Annotated in this window: 18 protein-coding genes; 10 read left to right on the forward strand and 8 right to left on the reverse strand. The window is 50.9% G+C overall.

What is annotated here, in order from left to right; genetic code table 11:
- Position 1: 1 nt before the first annotated feature.
- The 3 genes from BQ2674_RS00240 to BQ2674_RS00250 all read right to left on the reverse strand — a co-directional run bounded on the left by BQ2674_RS00240 (position 2) and on the right by BQ2674_RS00250 (position 2712).
- Positions 2-868 (reverse strand): BKACE family enzyme, encoded by an 867-nt coding sequence (locus BQ2674_RS00240; protein ID WP_075571893.1) that lies wholly within the window; start codon positions 866-868, stop codon positions 2-4.
- 294 nt (positions 869-1162) lie between these two features.
- A complete protein-coding gene (locus tag BQ2674_RS00245) occupies positions 1163-1528 on the reverse strand; it encodes a tryptophan synthase subunit alpha (protein ID WP_316244731.1) in 366 nt (121 codons plus the stop codon).
- A gap of 275 nt (positions 1529-1803) precedes the next feature.
- Positions 1804-2712, reverse strand: a complete 909-nt coding sequence (locus BQ2674_RS00250; RefSeq protein ID WP_075571930.1) for a ketopantoate reductase family protein — start codon at positions 2710-2712, stop codon at positions 1804-1806.
- 140 nt (positions 2713-2852) lie between these two features.
- Between BQ2674_RS00250 and BQ2674_RS00255 the strand changes: the two genes are divergently transcribed.
- The 8 genes from BQ2674_RS00255 to BQ2674_RS00290 all read left to right on the forward strand — a co-directional run bounded on the left by BQ2674_RS00255 (position 2853) and on the right by BQ2674_RS00290 (position 11188).
- Positions 2853-3944, forward strand: coding sequence for a M48 family metallopeptidase (locus BQ2674_RS00255; RefSeq protein WP_075571894.1), 1092 nt, complete (start codon positions 2853-2855; stop codon positions 3942-3944).
- 30 nt (positions 3945-3974) lie between these two features.
- Positions 3975-4823, forward strand: a complete 849-nt coding sequence (locus tag BQ2674_RS00260; protein WP_075571895.1) for an NYN domain-containing protein — start codon at positions 3975-3977, stop codon at positions 4821-4823.
- A 214-nt stretch (positions 4824-5037) separates the two neighbouring features.
- Positions 5038-5976, forward strand: coding sequence for an ABC transporter permease (locus tag BQ2674_RS00265; protein WP_075571931.1), 939 nt, complete (start codon positions 5038-5040; stop codon positions 5974-5976).
- On the forward strand, positions 5973-6782 hold the full coding sequence (locus BQ2674_RS00270; RefSeq protein WP_075571896.1) for an ABC transporter permease: 810 nt from the start codon (positions 5973-5975) through the stop codon (positions 6780-6782). The genes BQ2674_RS00265 and BQ2674_RS00270 overlap by 4 nt, the downstream gene beginning before the upstream one ends.
- 2 nt (positions 6783-6784) lie before the next feature.
- The gene (locus tag BQ2674_RS00275) at positions 6785-8332 is read left to right on the forward strand and encodes an ABC transporter substrate-binding protein (protein ID WP_075571897.1); all 1548 of its coding nucleotides are present in this window, start codon (positions 6785-6787) and stop codon (positions 8330-8332) included.
- A gap of 10 nt (positions 8333-8342) precedes the next feature.
- Positions 8343-9122, forward strand: coding sequence for an ATP-binding cassette domain-containing protein (locus BQ2674_RS00280; RefSeq protein WP_075571898.1), 780 nt, complete (start codon positions 8343-8345; stop codon positions 9120-9122).
- Entirely contained in the window at positions 9106-9846 is a 741-nt protein-coding gene (locus BQ2674_RS00285; RefSeq protein ID WP_075571899.1) for an ABC transporter ATP-binding protein, read from the forward strand. The genes BQ2674_RS00280 and BQ2674_RS00285 overlap by 17 nt, the downstream gene beginning before the upstream one ends.
- Positions 9847-9952: 106 nt before the next feature.
- Entirely contained in the window at positions 9953-11188 is a 1236-nt protein-coding gene (locus BQ2674_RS00290; RefSeq protein WP_075571900.1) for an MFS transporter, read from the forward strand.
- Between the two features lie 74 nt (positions 11189-11262).
- Here BQ2674_RS00290 and BQ2674_RS00295 read toward each other — a convergent pair whose 3' ends face one another.
- On the reverse strand, positions 11263-11700 hold the full coding sequence (locus tag BQ2674_RS00295; RefSeq protein ID WP_075571901.1) for a Dps family protein: 438 nt from the start codon (positions 11698-11700) through the stop codon (positions 11263-11265).
- Between the two features lie 148 nt (positions 11701-11848).
- Here BQ2674_RS00295 and BQ2674_RS00300 point away from each other — a divergent pair, with 148 nt between their 5' ends.
- Positions 11849-12145, forward strand: coding sequence for a winged helix-turn-helix transcriptional regulator (locus BQ2674_RS00300; RefSeq protein ID WP_075571902.1), 297 nt, complete (start codon positions 11849-11851; stop codon positions 12143-12145).
- Positions 12146-12148: 3 nt separating this feature from the next.
- On the opposite strand, the gene BQ2674_RS00305 is transcribed toward BQ2674_RS00300, so the two are convergent.
- The 3 genes from BQ2674_RS00305 to pdxR are packed head-to-tail and all read right to left on the reverse strand — an operon-like array spanning position 12149 to position 17797.
- Entirely contained in the window at positions 12149-15133 is a 2985-nt protein-coding gene (locus BQ2674_RS00305) for an AAA family ATPase (RefSeq protein ID WP_075571903.1), read from the reverse strand.
- 5 nt (positions 15134-15138) lie between these two features.
- Positions 15139-16404, reverse strand: a complete 1266-nt coding sequence (locus tag BQ2674_RS00310; protein ID WP_075571904.1) for a metallophosphoesterase family protein — start codon at positions 16402-16404, stop codon at positions 15139-15141.
- Entirely contained in the window at positions 16397-17797 is a 1401-nt protein-coding gene (gene pdxR / locus BQ2674_RS00315) for a MocR-like pyridoxine biosynthesis transcription factor PdxR (protein ID WP_075571905.1), read from the reverse strand. Before pdxR ends, BQ2674_RS00310 begins: the two co-directional genes overlap by 8 nt.
- A gap of 191 nt (positions 17798-17988) precedes the next feature.
- Between pdxR and bioB the strand changes: the two genes are divergently transcribed.
- The gene (gene bioB, locus BQ2674_RS00320) at positions 17989-18984 is read left to right on the forward strand and encodes a biotin synthase BioB (protein ID WP_075571906.1); all 996 of its coding nucleotides are present in this window, start codon (positions 17989-17991) and stop codon (positions 18982-18984) included.
- On the opposite strand, the gene BQ2674_RS00325 is transcribed toward bioB, so the two are convergent.
- Positions 18965-20251, reverse strand: a complete 1287-nt coding sequence (locus tag BQ2674_RS00325; RefSeq protein WP_075571907.1) for a hexokinase family protein — start codon at positions 20249-20251, stop codon at positions 18965-18967. The genes bioB and BQ2674_RS00325 overlap by 20 nt on opposite strands.
- Positions 20252-20276: the final 25 nt, after the last annotated feature.

A 20276-nucleotide genomic window follows, 5' to 3' on the forward strand; every position in this document is an offset into this window, starting at 1 on the left:
CTCAATGTGATGTTTTATTGGCCAATGCCGTCTTATTTTCTACACCCAGAATTTGACGCGCTTCATCAGGTGTAGCCACTTCTTTTCCGGCTAAGCGGATAAGATTGACGGCACGTTTTACAAATTCCGCATTACTCTTGGCCAATACGCCTTTTTTCATCATGACATTGTCTTCCATACCGACGCGAAGATGTCCGCTCATTGCAAGTGTAGCCAGCATAATTGCCATCTGACCGTGCCCGATACCGACAGCTCCCCACGTTGCATTTTCCGGCAGCAAGCTGCGCATCCAAACCAAGTTGGATACGGTTGCATCAATCCCGCCTTTAACGCCCATGACAATTTGGAAATGAAGAGACCCTTCTTTAAGGAAACCTCGCTTCTGTAAATCCAAGGCATTGTAAATCATGCCGGGGTCAAACACTTCAATTTCCGGCTTTACGTCATGGCGCTGCATTTCGGTTCCCAATTTTTCCAAAAATTGCGGCGTATTTTCAAAAACGCAGGTGCGCTGCCAGTTCATGGTCCCGCAGTCATAGGAACCGATTTCGGGATGAAGCTCCTGAATCGGTTTCATGCGCACATCGTCGGGCCAACCCGTACCGCCTGACGTCGTTAAATTCAAGACGATATTCGACTTGGGGCGAACACCTTTTACAACTTCCTCAAATTTCTCGTAAGCCATAGATGCCTTGTGCTCATCATCTCGCACATGTATGTGCGCAATGCTTGCACCCGCTTCAGCACAAGCCAGAATATCTTCAATAATTTCCGGCGGATCGAGGGGTACGGCCGGATTATGCTGTTTCTGCGGGTATGCACCTGTCGTAGCAACTGTCAACATAATCTTATCGGATAAATCGTTCATTTTCTTTTCCTCCTATCAGCTCTATTGCAATCCATTCATAGTTTGAGGATTGTTTCTGCTATATAGTCATGAAACTTTCGTGCCAATCTCAAATGCCGTAATGCAGCCGTTTTCTCAGTATGAAAAGTGTAAAGTGACTTTACACTTTTACAGGTTGTAAAGCACAAGTTTACAGTTTTATGCTGTAAGGTTCCGGTCCGAATACACGCAAAAATGCCCCGTTCACGCTGTTTGCATGAACGGGGCATTTAAATTTACCCAAACCGCTTTACCTGTACTTTTCTCATTTCTATTTTATTCTTTCGCCTTTTCCACTGCTTCTTTCATCATCTTCACATAGTCGTAAATGTACGGACCGGCTTCAGCGCCGTGTTCCGCAATGATGTCTACGATAGCGCTGCCGACGATGACGCCGTCCGCTATTCGGGCAACGGTCTCGGCTTGTACGGGTGTATTGATGCCGAAGCCCACTGCCGCCGGAGTGTCCGTAACGGAACGGACGTGCCGAATAATTTCGCTTAGATCCGTTGTAATTTCCGCGCGCGTTCCCGTAACACCGAGAGACGACACGATATAAAGAAAGCCGCCGCTTGTCCGGGCAATTTTCCAAATCCGTCCACACGACGTCGGTGCAATCATGGAGATAAGGGAAACCCCAATTCATGTTTCTTTATTTTATCTAGCGTCTCTGCAAATATCTTATTTGGCCAAAACCCTAGCCTCTTTTTTTCTTCTCCTACGCTCAAAATATAATTCTTTATTTAATAAAACTTGCAACTACCAATACTAATGTCCCAATACTTGCCGACACAATACTCGTCAATACAATAATCGATTCCGCGGAATCTTCGCTTCCATTAAATTACAATGCCACGCCTACTATAACACTATCAGTACTTATAATATAATGCTCTTTATCCTAACTTAAATACATATTATACACCCGTATGTTTCAAGGCTTCGTAGAATCGTTCCGATACGGGAACGGGCACATGCAGCTTATGGGCCAACCGCACGAGGTAACCGCTGAAGGTTTCCACTTCGGTTCTGCGTCCGGACATGACATCGCGGGCCATGGAACTCGTCGAGTTTTTATCGTTCCGCGGTCCCATGATTTTTTCATATATTGACTGCGGCAGATCTGCCGCCAGGCTTACGCCGTCCGCAACGGCAACGGCATAAGCTTCGTCAATGAGATCACGAAATTCGGTCAGCCGCTCGCCTTGCGAAAGATCGGCAATGTTCGCCTTATAGTAGGCTGTAATGACGTTATAAGCGCAGTTGAGAATGTATTTGCTCCATGCGGCGGCCTGCATATCCTCGGGAATAAAGCAGGTCATCTCGCCGGGATGATGGAGCAGGGCTCGCACCCTTTCGGCCGCTCCCGCCGTCTTCGAGCTTACACCCATACGGGCAAAGCCGCCGCTTTCCGTAATGGAATAGTCGTCGTTGAATAAAGATGTAATGTACATGACCGAATCGACGACGATGCCGTGCGAAAGTATCTCCGCCGTAACGGCGGCATGATCCAGTCCGTTCATGACGGGAACGACGAGCGTCTTCTCGCCGATACACGGCTCTACGGAACGAAGCGCTTCGACAAGAGAATAATTTTTGACACACACGAAGACGATGTCCGCCATGCCGATTATTGCGGCATCATCCGTCACGGCGGGATGAAAAACATGCTCTCCCATATAGGCGCTGTGCAGAACAAGCCCTTTATGCCGAAGTGCTTCCTTACGCCCTCCTCTGGCGACGAGTGTCACGTCTTCGTCGTTCTTACACAAAACGGACGCAACGTAACCGCCTACACCGCCGATACCGATGACAACACATTTCATATATACCTCCCGGAAAGATTCCGCAAATACATGCGGGATTGATACGGAAATCATGAATCTCTTTCATTATATCACAATCATTTCTATGCTATAATAAGGTCAATCGTATAATCACAGGCATATATACAGGAGGCTTTTATATGAATGGGAACTCGCTGAAACATGCTATAAAGTCAAGTGTTATGGCCGGCGCCTTGGCATTTTCTTTTGCTGCGGCTCTGCCGGCAACTCAGCCCGCACAGGCTATCGACTGGGCAGGCCTTGCCGGCGCGGGCGTGCAATACATCGAATTGGAAAAGGAATTAAAATATCTCGATAATCAAGGGCGCAACGAATTCTTTGAACAATTGAAGCAAAAGTACGGCGTCAATACGGATCCGCAGGCAAACGCCATGTTGGACCGCATTATGACACGCCTGTCCGCCTCCATTGCGAAATCCGATCCGTCCATTACGAAAAAACCGTACAATTACTTCGTCAATAACGACACGAGCTTTAACGCCTTCTGCACCATCGGACATAACCTCAGCATCAACATCGGTGCTTTTGAACCGCTCAATTATAATGAAAACGAAATCGCCTTCGTTCTCGCCCATGAATTGGGTCACGGCCAAAAAGGCCATCCTATTCAGGGCATTCGTAAACAAATGCCTCTCGTTTTGGCAAGCGCGGCCGTCGGCGGCAACTATTCGAGCCAACTCGTGGCCGGCATTTTGGCGCAAGTCGGCTCGGCAAAATTAATTACAAAGCCTATGGAAAAGCAAGCCGACGAGCTGGCTTTCGGCTATGCCGTAGGGGCCGGCTACAACATCGGTGCCGGCGCCGCCGTATGGCAACGCGTCCTCGACAAAAATCCCGGTGAATCAGGCGGCGGTTTGTCCGATCTCTTCAATGATCATCCCACCACCGTTTCTCGCCGCGATAAGTACAGCAAAGATATTACGGAATGGAGCAGCAAGGTCGTCAAGGTCAATGCCGACACGGGTATGATATCCCTGCACGGCAAGGACTGGTATCAACCGGAAGACATTGCTGCCATGAGCGGTAAAGAACGGGCGTATCTTATTGCGGGCAATCTCTCCGCCGTGTATCACGACGGCAAAAAGCCGGCATCCGGCGACGTCCGTACGGGCAGCGACAATCTTCTTTATGTAGGCGAACAGCCGATTATGGATTTGGCGCCTGTCAAAAACCCGTCCAAAATAACGGAAAATCTGAAAAAACTCATTTAATTACAACTCGAAGGAGAGTCTGCAACCGGTATGAACCAAGAGATGAAATTGGCCGTTCTCATTGACGCCGAAAATATTTCCAACAAATACATTGATGTAATTCTTTCGGAAGCGAATAACCTCGGCAATATCGTCTATAAACGAATTTACGGCAACTGGACGACACCGCAAATGTCATCGTGGCGAAATATTATTCTTGACAACGCCATTCAGCCGATTCAACAATACAGCAATACTATTCGCAAAAACTCATCCGACTCGGCCCTGATTATCGATACGATGGATTTACTCTACCAAAGTGAGCTCGATGCCTTTTGCATAGTCTCGTCCGACAGCGATTTTACGCGTCTTGCGTCAAGGCTGCGGGAATCGCAAAAATACGTCCTCGGCATGGGCGAAAGCAAAACGCCCCGTTCCTTTATTTCGGCGTGTAATAAGTTCCTCTACCTCGACGTGTTGTGGGAAGAATCGGAAGAAGAACACCACCACGAAGAAGACGCGACGGCGACACAGGCCGAAAAAAGCCACGCCTCTCAGCTGCCGCTTCCTGCCGACGGCGGTTCCGCCTTTGACAGAACCCTCGGCAAGGATCCTTCCACCATAAAACAGGCTCTCATCAAGCTGACCGAAGAAAATTCGGATGAAGACGGATGGATTTTCTCGGGGACTCTCGGCAATCTTTTGAATAAGCAGTTTTCCGACTTTGATGTCCGTAACTTCGGCTTCAAAAAGTTCGTCCCTTTCATTGAATCTCTTGACCTCTTTGATGTCTACACAATGACGGATGAAAAGAATACAGCCATCAAACACAATTATTTTCGCGTCAAAGCGGATAAAAAAAAGTACAAGCACAGATCGACTTACAAAAAATCAAAGTAAAATTCAAGCAAAAAACCGTATGCATCGACGGCGATAATGAAGCCCCTTGCATACGGTCTTTCTTTTTATAATGTGTCAATTTCCTAATTTGCGGCGCAGTATTTGCAGGAAAGTATTCTTTTATCCCCTTGGTGGGCTTGTTCGTTTCTTTTTTTTCCTGCATACTGACAAGTATAAAAATAATATTATAAATTTTAAATATCAAGGTCGGTTCATGAATTTTTATTTTTTCCGTTCGCTCTTACACCTTATTATCATACTCTTCGGCGTCTCCCTCATCTCTTTCGCACTCATGCATATCGGTACAATCGATACGGTCGATTTGCTTTACAGCCAATATGGCGGCACGACGGAAGAGCCCCTTACGGCAAAACGGATTGCCCTTGGCTTGAATGAGCCCATAGTCACGCAATATATTCACTGGATTTCTCAAATCTGCAGCGGTGACTTCGGCACGTCTTTCGTCTCGGGCAGGCCGGTCAGTGAAATTTTGGCGGCCAAAATTCCCGGTACGGCCCTGCTCATGCTCACATCAACCGCACTGTCCGTCTGCCTTTCCCTGCCTTTAGGAATTATAAGTGCCGTAAAAAAAGACCGCTTTCCCGATTACGGCTGCCGGATCTTTTCTTTTATAGGCACGTCTCTGCCCGATTTTTGCATCGGCCTGCTGATTCTATACTGCTTGGTTGCGCAAGGTTCGGGAAAGGAGCTTTTTTCACCGTCATTACCGATCTTGCCGACGTTGACCCTGTCCGTCGTCATTTCCGCAAAATATACGCGCCAAATACGCGCTCTCTTTTTGGAAGAACTGAATAAATCCTACGTAAAAGCGGCACTGGCCCGAGGCATTCCGCCCCGCTTTATCTGGATGCATTATATTTTACCGGCTCTCACGGCACCGCTGCTGACTATCCTCGCCTTATCCGTCGGTTCTCTTCTTGGCGGAACGGCCGTCGTAGAGACCATATTTCGCTGGGACGGCCTCGGCAGGGCAGCGGTCGAAGCTATTTCTCTGCGCGATTATCCGATCATTCAGGCCTATGTACTCTGGTCAACGTCAGTATACGTAAGCGCCAACTTTTTAGCCGATATGTTGGGGCGCAAAATCAATCCCGGCCGTGCTGACACGAGGGAAAAAGAGGTATTGTCATGACCTTGCACAAGCGCTTTTACTTCTTGGCAGGACTTATTGGTGCGGAACTTCTTTTTTCTCTTTGTGCGGCAGCCTTTTTCGGCCTTGATCCGTACAGTCAAAATCTGGATACCGCCCTGTCTCCGCCCGGTGTGGCACACCTTCTCGGAACGGACCGCTACGGGCGCGATGTGCTCAGCCGCGTCGTCGGCGGCGCATCTTACACGGTCATTACGGCCCTTGCGGTCACCTTGGTCGCCGCTTCTTTCGGCACGATGCTCGGCCTCTTCTGCAGCAGTACGCGCGGCAAGGCCGCTTCTCTGATACTGCGCATAGCCGACGCTTTTCTCGCCTTTCCGTCCATGATCCTGGCACTGGCTGTGGCGAGTGTCCTCGGCGGCGGCATCATCCCGGCGGCCCTGGCCATCTGTCTCGCGTCCTGGCCGAAATACATGCGCCTGGCCTACAGCGAGTCCTTTCACCTGTACGGAGAATCCTATATTGAGGCGGCTTATATGGACGGCTTTACGACTGTTTCACTCGTTACCCGCCAAATCCTGCCCGTCGTCATCGGCCCCCTCGTCGTCACGGCGGCCTTACACATAGGCACGGTCATTATCGAATTGTCCGGTCTTTCTTTTCTCGGCCTCGGCGCCGTGCCGCCTACGCCCGAATGGGGGGCTATGCTGAACGAATCGCGAAACTTTCTGCAGCAGGCACCGTGGCTGTTATTCGCGCCGGCGGCAGCCGTCACCGCCACAGTTGCCTTATTCCAGCTTCTCGCCGATACGGTGCGGGATATTTTCGACACGTCAGGAGAATCGTAATCATGAATACTTTCAGTAAATTGACCTGTATTATTTTAACCCTTTTTATCTTCTGTACAGCCGGCTGCGGCAATGATAAAAACAATGCAGGCAGTGAAAAAGTTTTCCGTTACGGCACAACCGCTTACGGCCCGGCCATGCAAAACGCCGGCACCAATCCGCACGACTCGTACTGCGGCTGGTCAACCGTACGATATGGCATAGGAGAAACACTCTTTCGCCTGACGGACGACAGGCAAATCGAACCGTGGCTCGCCGAATCCTTCACCTTTACGGATGATGTGACGGCACAAATAAAAATCCGCGATGACCTTACGTTCTCAAACGGCAAAAAAGTAACGGCCGATGCCGTTAAAACCTGCTTCGCCGACTTGCTCGCACAACACGACAGGGCCGCTTATGATTTAAAAATCGCATCCATGGACTCGGACGGGCAGGTTCTGACACTCCATTTGAAAGAGCCCGTTCCGGCCCTGGTTAATTACCTGACGGATCCGTACAGCGCCGTCATCGATATGGACGCAGGTACGGATAACCGCATTTGCGTCGGCACGGGACCGTACAGAGCCGTATCCGTAACGGACAAGGAAGTGGTTTTAGAGAAAAACGGCGCTTACTGGGGTACTGAAAAACCGAAATTGGATAAAATCATCGTCACGTCCGTCCCTGACGGCGCCGCCCTGTCGGCAGCCTTGCAGAGCGGCGAATTTGATGCCGCCCAGGGCCTGCCCTATACGGTCCTGCCAACGTATCGCAAGAACGCCGACTATACACTCAGCACGGCGCAAACATCCCGCGTATATGAAGCGGCTATGAATTTTCGTTCGCCCGCTCTGCAGGATCCGTTTGTTCGCAAAGCCGTTGCCGGCGCTATTGATAAAAAGCAGTTTGCCCAAGTCTTGTTAAACGGCAACGGACGTCCCGCACTCGGCCCCTATCCGGATCCGGAAGCGGCGGAAGAAACGGCAAGCCCCGAGGCCGACAGCATAACGGCAGGCCGCAAACTGTTGGAACAGGCCGGTTATACGGAAACAGACAGTGACGGCTATGTCTTAAAAAACGGCCGACGCCTGCGCCTGCGCTGGCTTACTTATCCGTCACGCCAGGAACTCCCTGTCCTTGCGGAATATGCCCAGAGCCGCTTGAAGGACATGGGTATCGATGTAGTCATTAACAGCACGGATGCATATAAAGATTTCTTAAAACGCGACGATTTCGACATCTATGCCAATGCCATCGTCACCGTTCCTACAGGCGACAGGGAATATTATATTTCTTCCTGCCTTGTCGACAAAGGACCGTATAATGCCGGCCACTACGAAAATGCCGAGATCGACGCCTTGGCCGATGAACTGCACGGAACCTTCGGCGCTGCCGCCAGAAACGACCTGGCCGCACGCATTGTTCGCCTCGCCTTGGAAGACAACGCTTATGTATACGTTGCTTTTCTCAATATGACACTGGTTATGAAGTCGACCGTCACGGGCTTTCAGGCTCACGGCACGGATTTTTACGAAATCACGCCGGCCCTGGATATACGCTTGATATAAAGGAGCTCTTATGAATACTGCGCCCTTTCTGGAAGTTGATCATTTATACATAAAGACGACGGAAAAATCAATTCTTCGCAACTTTCACTGTTCCGTAAGACGCCGAGAAATACTTGCCGTCGTCGGCCCTTCAGGCTGCGGCAAGACCACGTTTCTCCGCTTTCTCGGCGGTCTCCTCAAGCCGGAGTTTACGGCCAATTACACGCAGTTTCGCATAGACGGCGAACCTGCAGACGGCTGCCTTGCATCGCCATACAGGCAGCTCCTCTTTCAAAATGCGGCGGCTACGCTCGCGCCGCTGCGAACGGTCAAGAAGCAGCTCCTCGACTTCTACCGATTCAACGTCAAAAAACCGGAATCCCCGGACATTGTTCAAAACAGATTGGCTGCAGCTGCGAAGACCCTAGGTCTGTCGCCGGCAGATTTGGAAAAATATCCGCTTGAGCTGTCCGGCGGCATGGCCCAACGGGCAGCCGTCCTCTTCCCCTTTCTCGTACCGCCGAAGCTGCTTTTGGCAGATGAACCGACAGCTTCCGTCGATTCCCTTACAGAAGTGAAAATGGCCGCATCCCTGCGGCAACTGCGGCAATACGGCACAACAATCGTCGTGGTCACGCACAATCTCCGTTTAGCCGCTTTTTTAGCAGACTCTTTACTCATTTGCCATAACGGACGCATAGAGGACTACGGCACGAAAAATGAAATACTGCACGCACCTCATTCTGTCTATACGAAAGAACTGCTCCGCCTGGCCGACATCGGCAGGGATATACATGCTCTTATCAGTTAATCACCTGACTAAAACATACTGCGCCCGCAACAATATAACCTACGCCTTGAAGAATATTTCCTTTTCATTGGACAAAGGCGAAAAACTGGCGCTCATCGGTGAAAGCGGCTCCGGAAAAACTACATTGGCACGTACAATCTGTCTGCTCTCACCGGCAACGGGCGGACAAATATTTTTCGGCGATACGGCTATTACGGGCGCTTCAAAAAAAGAAAAGCGCCGCCTCTGCAGAGATATTCGCCTTATTTCACAAAACCCCTTTCTCTCTTTTCACCCGCGTTATACCTTATCTGACAGTATTTGCGCCGTGTTGAATAATTACGGACTTTCCAAAACCGCAGCAGAACTGCCGCAGCTCATGACGGAATTGGAGCTTAATGAAACCGTACTGCGCCGTTATCCGCACGAAGTAAGCGGCGGCGAATGCCAACGAGCCGCTATTTTGCGCGCCCTGTGCGTAAAGCCGCGGCTTCTCATTTGCGATGAAATAACGGAATCACTCGATCTGCCCCTGCGTGCCTCCGTTACGCACCTGCTCGACAGGTTGTGCTGCAGCCGTACTGTTGCCTGTATCTTTATTACGCATGACATTCGTACGGCCCTTCGGTTTGCGCCGCGTGTCCTCGTCCTCAAAGAGGGTAAAATAGACTTTTCCGGCTCGGCCAGGGAATTTTTATCCTGTCCCACGGTATACACAAAAGAATTGCTCATGTCGCTCATTTAGAAAGCCTGCCGCAGCATACTTGTTTTATATCACAATATGGCGTATAGTTATGGTGTTTATAGGGACGGGAACGCATGTCGCCCGAAAGAGAGGTATGGTGTTATAAATGGCTTCAGAACGTCTTTGGACCCGTGATTTTATTTGTATTACGGCAATCAACTTTTTGCTCTACATGATTTACTATCAGCTCATGCTCTGGTCGACCGTGTACGCACAGGCGGCATGGCATGTTTCACTCAGCGAAGCCGGTCTGGCATCGGGTATTTTTATTATCGGCGCTCTTATTTCCCGCGTCATTACCGGGCGTTTTGTCGATATTACGGGGCGTAAGCGGATTTTGTTTGCCGGTGCGGTTATTTATTTCGCCGCCCTGCCCTTTTACTTCATTGCCTCATCTTTAAGTACATTTATGATCGTCCGCTGCGTACATGGAGTGGCTTACGGTATATCCGCCACGGCGGCCAGCACGGTCGTCGGCGCCCTTGTACCGGCAGCACGGCGCGGCGAAGGCATCGGTTATTATGCCTTGGGCAATACGGTAGCATCCGCTTTGGGGCCCTTTCTCGGCATCGTCCTCAGCCGCGGCGGCAACTACTTCTTCAATTTGTACGAATGTCTTTTTCTTTCCGCCGTTATCGTCTTCTTAACCTTGTCCCTGCACACGCCGGAACACGTTACAACCGAAACGGAACGGGAAGCGTTACATCATTTATCGGCGCGAAGCTTTATTTTGGAAAAGGCCCTGCCCATTTCATGTATTTCCTTCTTCTGCGGTGTCGTCTACTCGGCAGTTCTCAGCTTTATGGGCTCTTACGCCGACTCACTCGGACTCATTACGGGCGGCACGCTCTTCTTCTTCGCCTATGCCCTGTCTTCCTTCTTGAGCCGTCCCGTTACGGGGCGTATTCTCGATCGCTCGGGCGGTAATATCGTCATGTACCCGACCCTGATTTTCCTCGGCCTGTGCATGCTCTTCGTCGCCTTTGCCTCAAGCAGCCTGTACTTTATCATCGGCGGACTCCTCCTGGGACTAAGCTTCAGCACCATGACCTCGGCCGGCCAGGCCTTGGCTATTCACGGCGTGTCGGATGCACAGATAGGCTTGGCAACGTCCACCTTTTTTGCGCTCACCGACTTGGGCATCGGCATCGGACCCTATCCCCTCGGTCTGACAGTCTCTCTTTGGGGCTTTTCGGGAGTTTACTTCGTCGCTGCCGCCATTGCATTCTTATCCATTCCGTTATATTATGTCCTGATTACGAAAAATCACATGTTTACGCCGCGATGGATGCGCATTATGCAGCACCGCAAAGAGCTGACGGACAAACACAGGGAAAAATAAAAATGATATAAGAAAGAAGGGGCACTTCGAAAAGTACCCCTTCTTTCTTATATCCAAGCTGAAGAGCTCACAGCTTACTTCGTTAAAGACGCTTTCATGAACCACAGCTGCTTTGCATAATATGCAACATGGTCTTCCATCATGTTGGCAAGAGCAAAGTTATCTTCCTCTTCCGCTTCTTTACGGATGGCAAGAGCTGCATCACGCATGACTTCCATGTCTTTACGGGCGATTTCTAACGCTTCCGCAATAGGATATTCTTTAGCGGGAACTTCTTCAATGGATGTCAGCTTCAGGTATTCCGCTACGGAAACGATGGGCATTTGTTCCTGCATCTTAACAAGTTCCGCTACGGCATCGTAATAGTCAAAGTACGTATCGTAAATGCTTTCCAAATATTCGTGTACATTCTTAAAGCTCGGACCTACCACGTTAAAATGAAGATTATGTGTTTTTACATTCAAAACGGCTAAGTTTGCAAGATACTTGTTTACACTGTCTAAGTTTTTCATTTTTACTACCTCCTAATACTACTAACGGAGAATAATCCTCCTAAAGTATATTGTAATAGTATTGATTTAAATTTTCAACTAACAATTTTGTTCGTTATATGATAAGCTAGTCGGTAAGAACACTTGTTACGCTGAAGGAGGTCCGTCAATGAAAAAGTTTAACGCAAACTTCATCAACATCCAGGACGTACTCCGTTCTAAATGGGTGCCTGAAATTTTAATTTCTATTGAAAACGGCTGTACGTCTTTCTCTTCCATCCTGATAAATGTTCCTTATTTAAGCCAGACAGAATTGACACGAAAAATAAAACTGCTCCTTCACAACGGCCTCATCGAAAAAGCCGAAGCAGGCACGTACGCACTAAGGCCCTTCGGCAAGGATCTCCTGCATATACTGATCTGTATTCAGCAGCTAAACGAAAAGTACAACCTCAATACGGAATAAGTGTTACTCTGCAGCTGCTTGAATAGTCCCTTTAGAAATTTCAAATACATGCACTGTATCCGTTTCTCCGGCCAATTCACCTCGCACGACTTCTGCGAGACGCCGCGTTTCTTCAGAGCACGTAAAAAGGAAAATCTGTTCTTCTTTGCCCATGTCCGCCAAAAAGCGGAGCGCTTCCTTTTGCCGTTCTTCGTCAAAGCGGACGAGAATATCATCGAGAATGAGCGGCATAGGCTCGATTTGGTGCGAAAAGGCCACGGCCAGACTGACGCGAACGGCCAAGTAAATTTGATCGCCCAACCCGCTGCTCCACTGCTTTTCCGGGATACGCCGCTGCATGCCGTCTACGGCAAAGAGTTGGCGCCCGTCAAAGGTAGCCTGCAAGGTATACCGGCCGCCCGTCATGAGGGACAGGTATTCACCCGCTTTGCGAATGACGACGGGTTGCCGCACCCGCTCGTAATAAGACTGTGCTTCGCGCAGCATGTACTGTGCGTACAAATAAGTAAGCCAGTCGTCAACATTCCTATCCAGGTCTGCACGAAGGGCCTGCTTTTTCTGCAAGAGTTTTTCCCCCGTATCGCTTTTGGCCATGGCGCTCAGCCGTTCTACAACAGAACCGCGCCGTTCGGCAATAGCAGCCAACTTCCGTTCACAAGCGGCAATCCGCTCTTCATACGCCGCCTGTTCATCTTGCCAGTCTTTCAGATTGCGTGTCTTCAGTTCCCGTTGCAGGGCGCTGAAATTTTTCGGCGACTTCGCAATGAGGCGAATATGCGCTTCCGACTGTTCATACACTTCCTTGTATTGGCAAAAACGCCGATACTGCAGGACTTTATTGCGAAACTCTCCGGCACTGTGGCAATTCGCTTGTCGCAATACTTCCTGCTGCCGGTCAAGACGAATCTGTTTTTCTTTTTCCAACGCGTCAAGGCGCGCCTGTTCTTCTTTGCGCTGCCGTTCCTGCTCCTTGGCCACTTCCGCCTGAACTTGTATGTGCTGCCATTCTTTATATACGTCCTCCATCGCAGCCGGCGTGAGGGCTTTTTTTATGGAAATTTCCCGGAAAAGCTGTTCCCCTTTATCGGCGATGCGGCCGACACGTTGCTCCAATACGGCCCGCTCCGCTTCCCAGGCTTTTTCTTCCCGGTCGAGGCGCTGCCACTGCTCCCATATTGTCTTCGCCTCCGTCAGCCGATCCGCCTGAAGACGAATAAATCCGGATTGCTGCTGCCAGGCCTGCCATTCGCCGCGAATCTTGCCGATTCGCTCTGCCCAGGCCTCTCCTTCACGGCTCCACTTCGTGTACATGGCTTGATACATATCCTGTTGTTCCCGCTCCCACGACTCGCGTGTAGAACGGGTCTGCCAGTCGAGATATTCCTTGCGCAGGCCCTCGAGACCGTGCTGCCAGGTTTCATTGTCGTCTCCGCCGCACGACGTAAGGCCGTAGTTTTTCGCAAAGGTGTCAAGTTTTTTGTTAATTCGCTCCATGTCCGCTTCTAAAGCCAGCGACCGTTTCGATTTTCTCGTCGTCGCCTGTCTGTACTTGTAAAAGAATGCGCCCGCTCCCGCGAACGCCGCAGCGGCACCGGCATATATGACAGCCAATGCATATGCAGTTGCCGCGTAACACAGGGCAACGGCAGCAGTAACGCACAAAACCGCCAAGGCCGCAAATCCGTAGGCATGTTGTTCCGGCTCGGCCTGTACCCAGGCAAGCAGTTCGGCCGTCTTTTTCCGTTCCAGCAGGATTTCCTGAGCAGAGGCTAAATTTTTCCCCAATTCCTGCCACTGCGTCTTTGTCCTCACGGGCTCATTTATAGCAGGCACCTGCGCCGTATCAGGCAAGGTCGGTTTAGCGGCACGCCACTTTTCTTCACCCCGCGTTTGCTGTTCCAAATTCATAGCAACAGTCAATCCGCTTTCCCAGTCAACGGCTGTCGGCACGGCGCCATCCAACCACTCGCGCAATTGCCGGGTCGCCCGGTTCTTATCAAGCTGCCGGTCTCTGTCGCTATCCGCATTTTCCGCAAGTTTAGCACAATCTTGCCGCCACTGCGGCAACTGCTCATGCAGTTCTTCAATTTGTGCCGCCGCCGCAAACCAGTGATTCCACTCATCTTTAAAACCGGAGGCTTCAGAGCGGTTCCTTTTTAATTCCCTTATTTGTTCATCATACAGGGTAATCTTATCTTCCAGCTCCGTAAAGCGCTGCGCCCCGTCGGCAGGAAATTGCGCGACATCGGCCAGTTCCTGCATATACCGCCGCGCCTCCTGACCGCGCTTATACACATTCCAAGCGGTAATGGGCATGGCTGTCCGTTCCAACTGCTGCTTGTACTCTTCTATTTCAAGCCGCACTTTCCGTTCTTCTTCATGGGTCCCGTTTTCTTCTCCCTGAAGGGCCGCAAATTCTTCTTCATCATAGGCCAGGCGATCAATTTGAAGATCCACGTCGTGCTGCGCCGACAACAACATATTGATCGGCTTTTTCCCCTGAGGCGATGCAACGAAGAGTTCTCCCATAAGTCGCTGTAAGTCACGGCTCGTCACGCCCATGCGCACGCCGCTTTCAATGCTGAAAAAGTGACTGCGCACGGACTCGTTGGAAAGAATTTTGAAGCCTTGCAAATCTTCCAATCCGACGGCAAATATTTTGTCATACGTAGTCCGCTCCAAGTCATGCCACCACAAGGCTGCAGGCTCTTCGTGGATGAGCATGTCGCCGTCGGCAATATACGATTCTTTCTCGTTACGGTAAATACGGTATTCCCGGCCGTTTTCGCGGCGTATATCCATGTGGCCGAAGCAGCCCTTCCACTCACCGCGCAAATAGCCGAAAAACATGGAGCGCACGTACTTCATGAGCGTCGTCTTGCCGCTTTCGTTACGGCCGTGTATGACGATTAAGCCACGTTCGGGCGGATTCCACATGACATTATGGTATATACCGAAATCGTCCAAATTCATTTGTATGATTTTCATACCCGTTATCCTCTGTTATCTTCCAAAAGACGCTGCATACCCAGCCACTTCGCCCGTTCAAAAGCTGCACGCAGGCGCGCGTCCGAAAGTTCTCTGCCGTATGCGCCGAAGCGTTCGAACTCCGGCCGTTCCGTAAAAATACGCCGCAACAATTCCGACTTCTCCTCATCCCCCAAAGAATCTATCTGCTCGGCTATATTCAGGTAATCACCGACCGTATCGGGTAATTTGCTCCGCTCGGCAAGATTTATTTTCGGCCGTGCTCCGTTACGGATAGCCACAACCATAACGAAGGCATATTTACCTTCTTCATCTTCTTGCCAGCTGTTAATCCAGTACTGCACAGATTCGGGATTATTAATGACTCTGTACATGCTGCCGGCACCGATAAAATTAACCGTCAAAAAGACGGGCTTTCCCGCTTCACGGCGAATCTTTTCCTTTGCTATACGCACGGATTCGCGCAAGGCCGATACGGATTCGATCGTGTCAATGGGAATATCAATCTTTTCCCAACGGGCAACGCTTGTATCGACAAAGCGCAGCTCCGCCGTGCCGTGCGGGCCGACTTCCACATAATAGCAGCCGCGCGCCCCCGTCTCCGTTTGATCTGTCCCCTGCGTATTGCCGGCATACACGATGTACGGCTCTTCCGAAAGCACTTGCCTTTTGTGCACGTGCCCCAAGGCCCAATAATCCATACCGCTTTCCTTTAAGTCCTGCAACGTACAGGGCGCATAAGGTGAGGCGGCATCTCCCACCTGCGTATGCAGCAGCCCGACGGCATAGCGGTCGCCTTCACGGCGCCGCATGTGTCGCGCCGCATTATCCCGAAACTCGCGATACTCATAACTTTGACCGTACACGGCGGCAGCTTCTTCTCCGTTTACAAAAATGGGCACCCGTTCGGCCTTATCCGTCGCGAAGACATGCACATTGGAAGGAAAGGGAATTTTAGCCTGCCATGACGACTTGGGATCATGGTTGCCCAGAACAATGTACACGGGAATCTCATGTACGGCCAGTTTATGCAAGAGGCGGACAAAATCAAGTTGTGCCGCCAGATTATGCGTAGCGCTGTTATAAATATCGCCGGCAATAAGGAGTGCATGCACGCGCTTATCTATGGCAAGCCGGACGACCTTTTGAAAAGCCCGCAGCGGCGCGTTGCCGATAATCCGTTCCCACCGGTCATCAAGCGGCGCAAGACCGCCGAAAGGGCAGCCCAAATGTAAGTCGCCGCAGTGAATAAAACGTAGTGTTTCAACCATTCCCGTTTCCTCCCGTCATCCAAGCCCGATGCAAGGCCGCAACAGCCTCTTCCAACATATATTCCCGTATTTTCGCAAAAGACAATAAAAAGCGCCGCACTTGTAAATCGGCGGGCCGTTCATAAAAAGTGCCCATCGGCAGGACCAGACAGCCCTCCCGCTTGGCCGCTTCCGTGAGCTCCGCCTCCGTCAGTGACGAGGTCAGGGCCAATTGACAATGAATACCCGATACGACGGGACTGACACCGGCGGCGTCTCCGAAGTACTGCCGTAAAAGTTGTTCCGTCTTCTTCCCCTTCTCCTGATAAAGCCGCCGAAGGCGACGAATTTGTTTGTCCATTTCGCCGTCGTGGATGTACTCGGCAACAACACATTGTTCCGGAACGGACGCGCTCTGCCGAAAAAGAGCCTGCTCTTCATAATACCGGTCCATCAGGCGATTGGGCAAAGCCATATAACTGATGCGCACGAAAAAGGGCAGGACCTTTGATAAGGAGCCCAAGTAAATGACTCGGTTATTGCGGTCCAATCCCTGCAGGGCCGGAATGGGGCGTCCTTCATAACGAAGTTCACTGTCATAATCGTCTTCAATGATGAGCCCGTCCGTCTCTTCCGCCCATTGGAGCAACTTATGACGTTCCCCGGCAGACATGACCTTTCCCGTCGGAAATTGATGAGACGGCGTAACATAGGCAAGACTCGCTTTTTCCGCCTTCAGTCCGTCTATATCAAACCCCTTTTCCCCGACGGGAAGAGGCACGATTTCGTAACCGCCGGAACGGAAAATTTCCCGGGCCAAGCGAAATCCCGGTTCTTCCACGCCGATACGTCTATGCGTCAGCCGCAGAAGATGCCCTAAAATACGGAGCAATGTCGTAACACCGTTAGCAATAATAATATTGTCGGCTGCCGCATAAACGCCGCGTTTTTCATAGACATACCGGCTCAGTGTCTCCCGTAAGACAGGTGCGCCCTGTTCATCCTGCCCGGCCAACAGCATGTCCGGCCGTGAGAGGACGCGGTTCATATACTTTCGCCACAATACAAGGGGAAAACCGTCCAAGTCTACGTCGCCGCTGGCAAAGTCGTACATATACTGCCGCTTTTTTACAGCCGCCTCCGGAGCGGGGCTGATCGTTGGAACATATTTCTTCAAGGGTAAATCGGCCACGCAGTAGCGAGCCTTGCGGCGGCCTACAATATAGCCTTCATCGACAAGCTGGCTATAAGCGTTTTCAACCGTAAGTTTGCTCAAGCCCGTAAAGGTCGCCAGCGAACGCATAGACGGAAGCTTAGTACCCGGACACATACGTCCCTTTTCTATTTCGCCTTTATAATATTCATAAATTTGCACATAATAGGGCGTTTTGGTTCGCCTGTCAATTTGCAGCATATCGCCTGGGTTCCTCTATACGAAATATACGTCTATTGTAACGAAAAAGAACCTTTTTGAAAAGCAAATTCACACGGCAGGCACTTAGTATCATCCTTATTGTCAACTTTATTGTTTTATTTTAAGTTGACCTTATATTTCCCTTACGGTATACTGATACTGCCGATATACATATTTCCCAAGGAGGTACTATGGATACATTGCAACTATTAACGTACACACAACGTATTCTGGACGGCGGCAGTCTGACATTTGACGAAGCCCTTGCGCTCCTTACGCTGAACGACGACGAAACGCCGCTCCTTCTCGCCATGGCCGACAAGATTCGGCACCGTTTTCGCGGCAACGAGGTGGACTGTTGCGCCATCGTCGGCGGTCGCTCCGGCCGCTGTCCCGAAGATTGCCGGTTTTGCGCCCAATCGGCACACTATCATACGGGACTGTCCGTTCATGCCCTGATCGAAATCGATGCCATGGTACGGGCCGCCTGCAAAGCAAAAACTGCCGGTGCTGCCCGCTTTTCCATCGTTACAGGCGGCCGTTCCGTCGAAGAAGGACCGGAGTTCGAACGAATTTTACAGGCCGTGCCTCTTATTCGCGAAACCGTACACATAGAAGTATGCTGTTCGTTAGGCTTTATCGCAAAAAAACAACTGCTGGCTTTAAAAGAGGCGGGGATTTCACGTTACCATAGTAACATTGAGACGGCGCCTTCTTATTTTCCTCATATTTGCAGCACCCACTCCTTTGCCGACAAAGCGGCTATGTTAAAACGCGTACAGGCGGTAGGACTGCGCCCCTGCTGCGGCGGTATTTTCGGACTCGGCGAATCGTGCGAGCAGCGCCTGGAAATGGCATTTGCCCTGAAAGACCTCGGTATCGACTCGGTGCCGCTCAATATTTTAAATCCCATTAAGGGCACACCCTTGGAAAAAGCGCCCCCCCTTTCGCCATGGGAAATATTGCGCACCTTTGCGGTCTTCCGCTTTATTCTGCCGCACGCACAAATCCGCACGGCCGGCGGCAGAGAGGTTAATCTCCGCTCCATGCAGGCATATGCCCTCACATCCGGCCTGGACGGCCTTATGATCGGCGGCTACTTGACGACGAACGGCAACGAGACGCCGGTAGACCGCCAAATGCTGCGCGATTTAAACCGACGTCCCGCTACTCCCCGTCTGCCATAGCGATAGCTGCGGCAATAGCCGCGCCTACGAGTGCACCGTCCGCCGTATAGTGCGGTACGATTTCCAGTGTTTGATCCGAATCGTCGTCGGCGGACAGGCACGTTTGCGCAGCCCCTGCCATAACGGGCAGGCAGCCGCGCACATGCAGGCATATACTGCCTTCAACCGCAATAACAACCTGTTCCGACGGCATGTTTTTCCCGTACAAGTACGTTAAGACAGCGGCAACGGATGTCCCCATCAACTGAGACGCCCGCACAAAAAGAGACGTACCCAAATTGCAAATCCCTTCCGCTTCTTCCGGCGAAATAAGGCGATGCCAGAATTTCCCGGCCAACACTCGAAGCTGTTTAATCGACGCCGACGTAATCAGTTCGTTCATCCGGTCCGCACCTATGTGCGGTATATCGACGCAGCCCAAGTAAGACGTGACGACCTTTTGAAAGACACGGCTCACATAACCGCCGCTCACCATCTTTTCAAATACATGAAAACCCGGCTGCCGTGTTTCCGTATCGGCAGCATAATCCCAAACGGTACGCTCGCCATAGTCATAGCCGCCGGCTTCCAAATTGACGATTTCCCCGCTTGCCGCGTCATAGCAGCACATATTAAATCCCGTGCCGCAGACAAGGCCGATGGGGCAATTTTTTTCCGTATACGCAGCGGCCAACAAAGCGGCCGTCGTATCGTTGATGAGCGCTATAGGTTCAATATAAATAAGCCCTCGCCGCTTCAGCGCTTCCTTAAGCAATTCGTTAACCGCCTTGCCTTCAACGCCGCTTGTCCGAATCTCCTTGGACCAGGCCGTAAGCACACCATCGGCAAGGGACTTCCGGTCTACGCCGAATGAAAAGGTATGCCCCAAAACGTAGCGCTTGTCCTTGTCCGCCACCTTTTCCACCAGTTCGGCCAACGCATCAAAAAGCGTTTCTCCGGTGGCTTCCTCTGCCGTCAAATCATATTCTCCGGAAACTCGCAAGGATTTCATCGCCTTTCGCTCGATGACATAATACCCTTTTCCCGTCAGGAATATACGGGCCGCCCGTATGGTCGAGCCGCCGAAATCAACGGCAATATACCGCCCCCACTCGCTTCCCGTCGGCAATCCGATAAAAGTACGCTCCTTGGCGAGAGACGACTCTCCGCCGGCCATGGCTTTTCGCATCTCCTCAAGAAAAGAATAGTAGCAACGGAGGATCCTTTCATCGGACTGGTAAAATGCGCTGCCTATTGTGAGCCAGTCTTTCCGTTTTCGTTCCGTCATAGCAACCTCCTACATATGCCTATTC

It is taken from the genome of Megasphaera coli (assembly GCF_900095855.1).
Classification (GTDB): domain Bacteria; phylum Bacillota; class Negativicutes; order Veillonellales; family Megasphaeraceae; genus Megasphaera; species Megasphaera massiliensis_A.

What these genes read in the sequence shown, in the direction of transcription:
- BQ2674_RS00290 (WP_075571900.1), top strand. Translation starts at nt 9,953, where the DNA reads ATGGCTTCAGAACGTCTTTGGACCCGTGATTTTATTTGTATTACGGCA.
- BQ2674_RS00270 (WP_075571896.1), top strand. Translation starts at nt 5,973, where the DNA reads ATGACCTTGCACAAGCGCTTTTACTTCTTGGCAGGACTTATTGGTGCG.
- BQ2674_RS00255 (WP_075571894.1), top strand. Translation starts at nt 2,853, where the DNA reads ATGAATGGGAACTCGCTGAAACATGCTATAAAGTCAAGTGTTATGGCC.
- BQ2674_RS00240 (WP_075571893.1), bottom strand. Translation starts at nt 868, where the DNA reads ATGAACGATTTATCCGATAAGATTATGTTGACAGTTGCTACGACAGGT.
- BQ2674_RS00300 (WP_075571902.1), top strand. Translation starts at nt 11,849, where the DNA reads ATGAAAAAGTTTAACGCAAACTTCATCAACATCCAGGACGTACTCCGT.
- BQ2674_RS00305 (WP_075571903.1), bottom strand. Translation starts at nt 15,133, where the DNA reads ATGAAAATCATACAAATGAATTTGGACGATTTCGGTATATACCATAAT.
- BQ2674_RS00275 (WP_075571897.1), top strand. Translation starts at nt 6,785, where the DNA reads ATGAATACTTTCAGTAAATTGACCTGTATTATTTTAACCCTTTTTATC.
- BQ2674_RS00325 (WP_075571907.1), bottom strand. Translation starts at nt 20,251, where the DNA reads ATGACGGAACGAAAACGGAAAGACTGGCTCACAATAGGCAGCGCATTT.
- BQ2674_RS00265 (WP_075571931.1), top strand. Translation starts at nt 5,038, where the DNA reads ATGAATTTTTATTTTTTCCGTTCGCTCTTACACCTTATTATCATACTC.
- BQ2674_RS00285 (WP_075571899.1), top strand. Translation starts at nt 9,106, where the DNA reads ATGCTCTTATCAGTTAATCACCTGACTAAAACATACTGCGCCCGCAAC.
- BQ2674_RS00250 (WP_075571930.1), bottom strand. Translation starts at nt 2,712, where the DNA reads ATGAAATGTGTTGTCATCGGTATCGGCGGTGTAGGCGGTTACGTTGCG.
- pdxR (WP_075571905.1), bottom strand. Translation starts at nt 17,797, where the DNA reads ATGCTGCAAATTGACAGGCGAACCAAAACGCCCTATTATGTGCAAATT.
- bioB (WP_075571906.1), top strand. Translation starts at nt 17,989, where the DNA reads ATGGATACATTGCAACTATTAACGTACACACAACGTATTCTGGACGGC.
- BQ2674_RS00280 (WP_075571898.1), top strand. Translation starts at nt 8,343, where the DNA reads ATGAATACTGCGCCCTTTCTGGAAGTTGATCATTTATACATAAAGACG.
- BQ2674_RS00310 (WP_075571904.1), bottom strand. Translation starts at nt 16,404, where the DNA reads ATGGTTGAAACACTACGTTTTATTCACTGCGGCGACTTACATTTGGGC.
- BQ2674_RS00260 (WP_075571895.1), top strand. Translation starts at nt 3,975, where the DNA reads ATGAACCAAGAGATGAAATTGGCCGTTCTCATTGACGCCGAAAATATT.
- BQ2674_RS00295 (WP_075571901.1), bottom strand. Translation starts at nt 11,700, where the DNA reads ATGAAAAACTTAGACAGTGTAAACAAGTATCTTGCAAACTTAGCCGTT.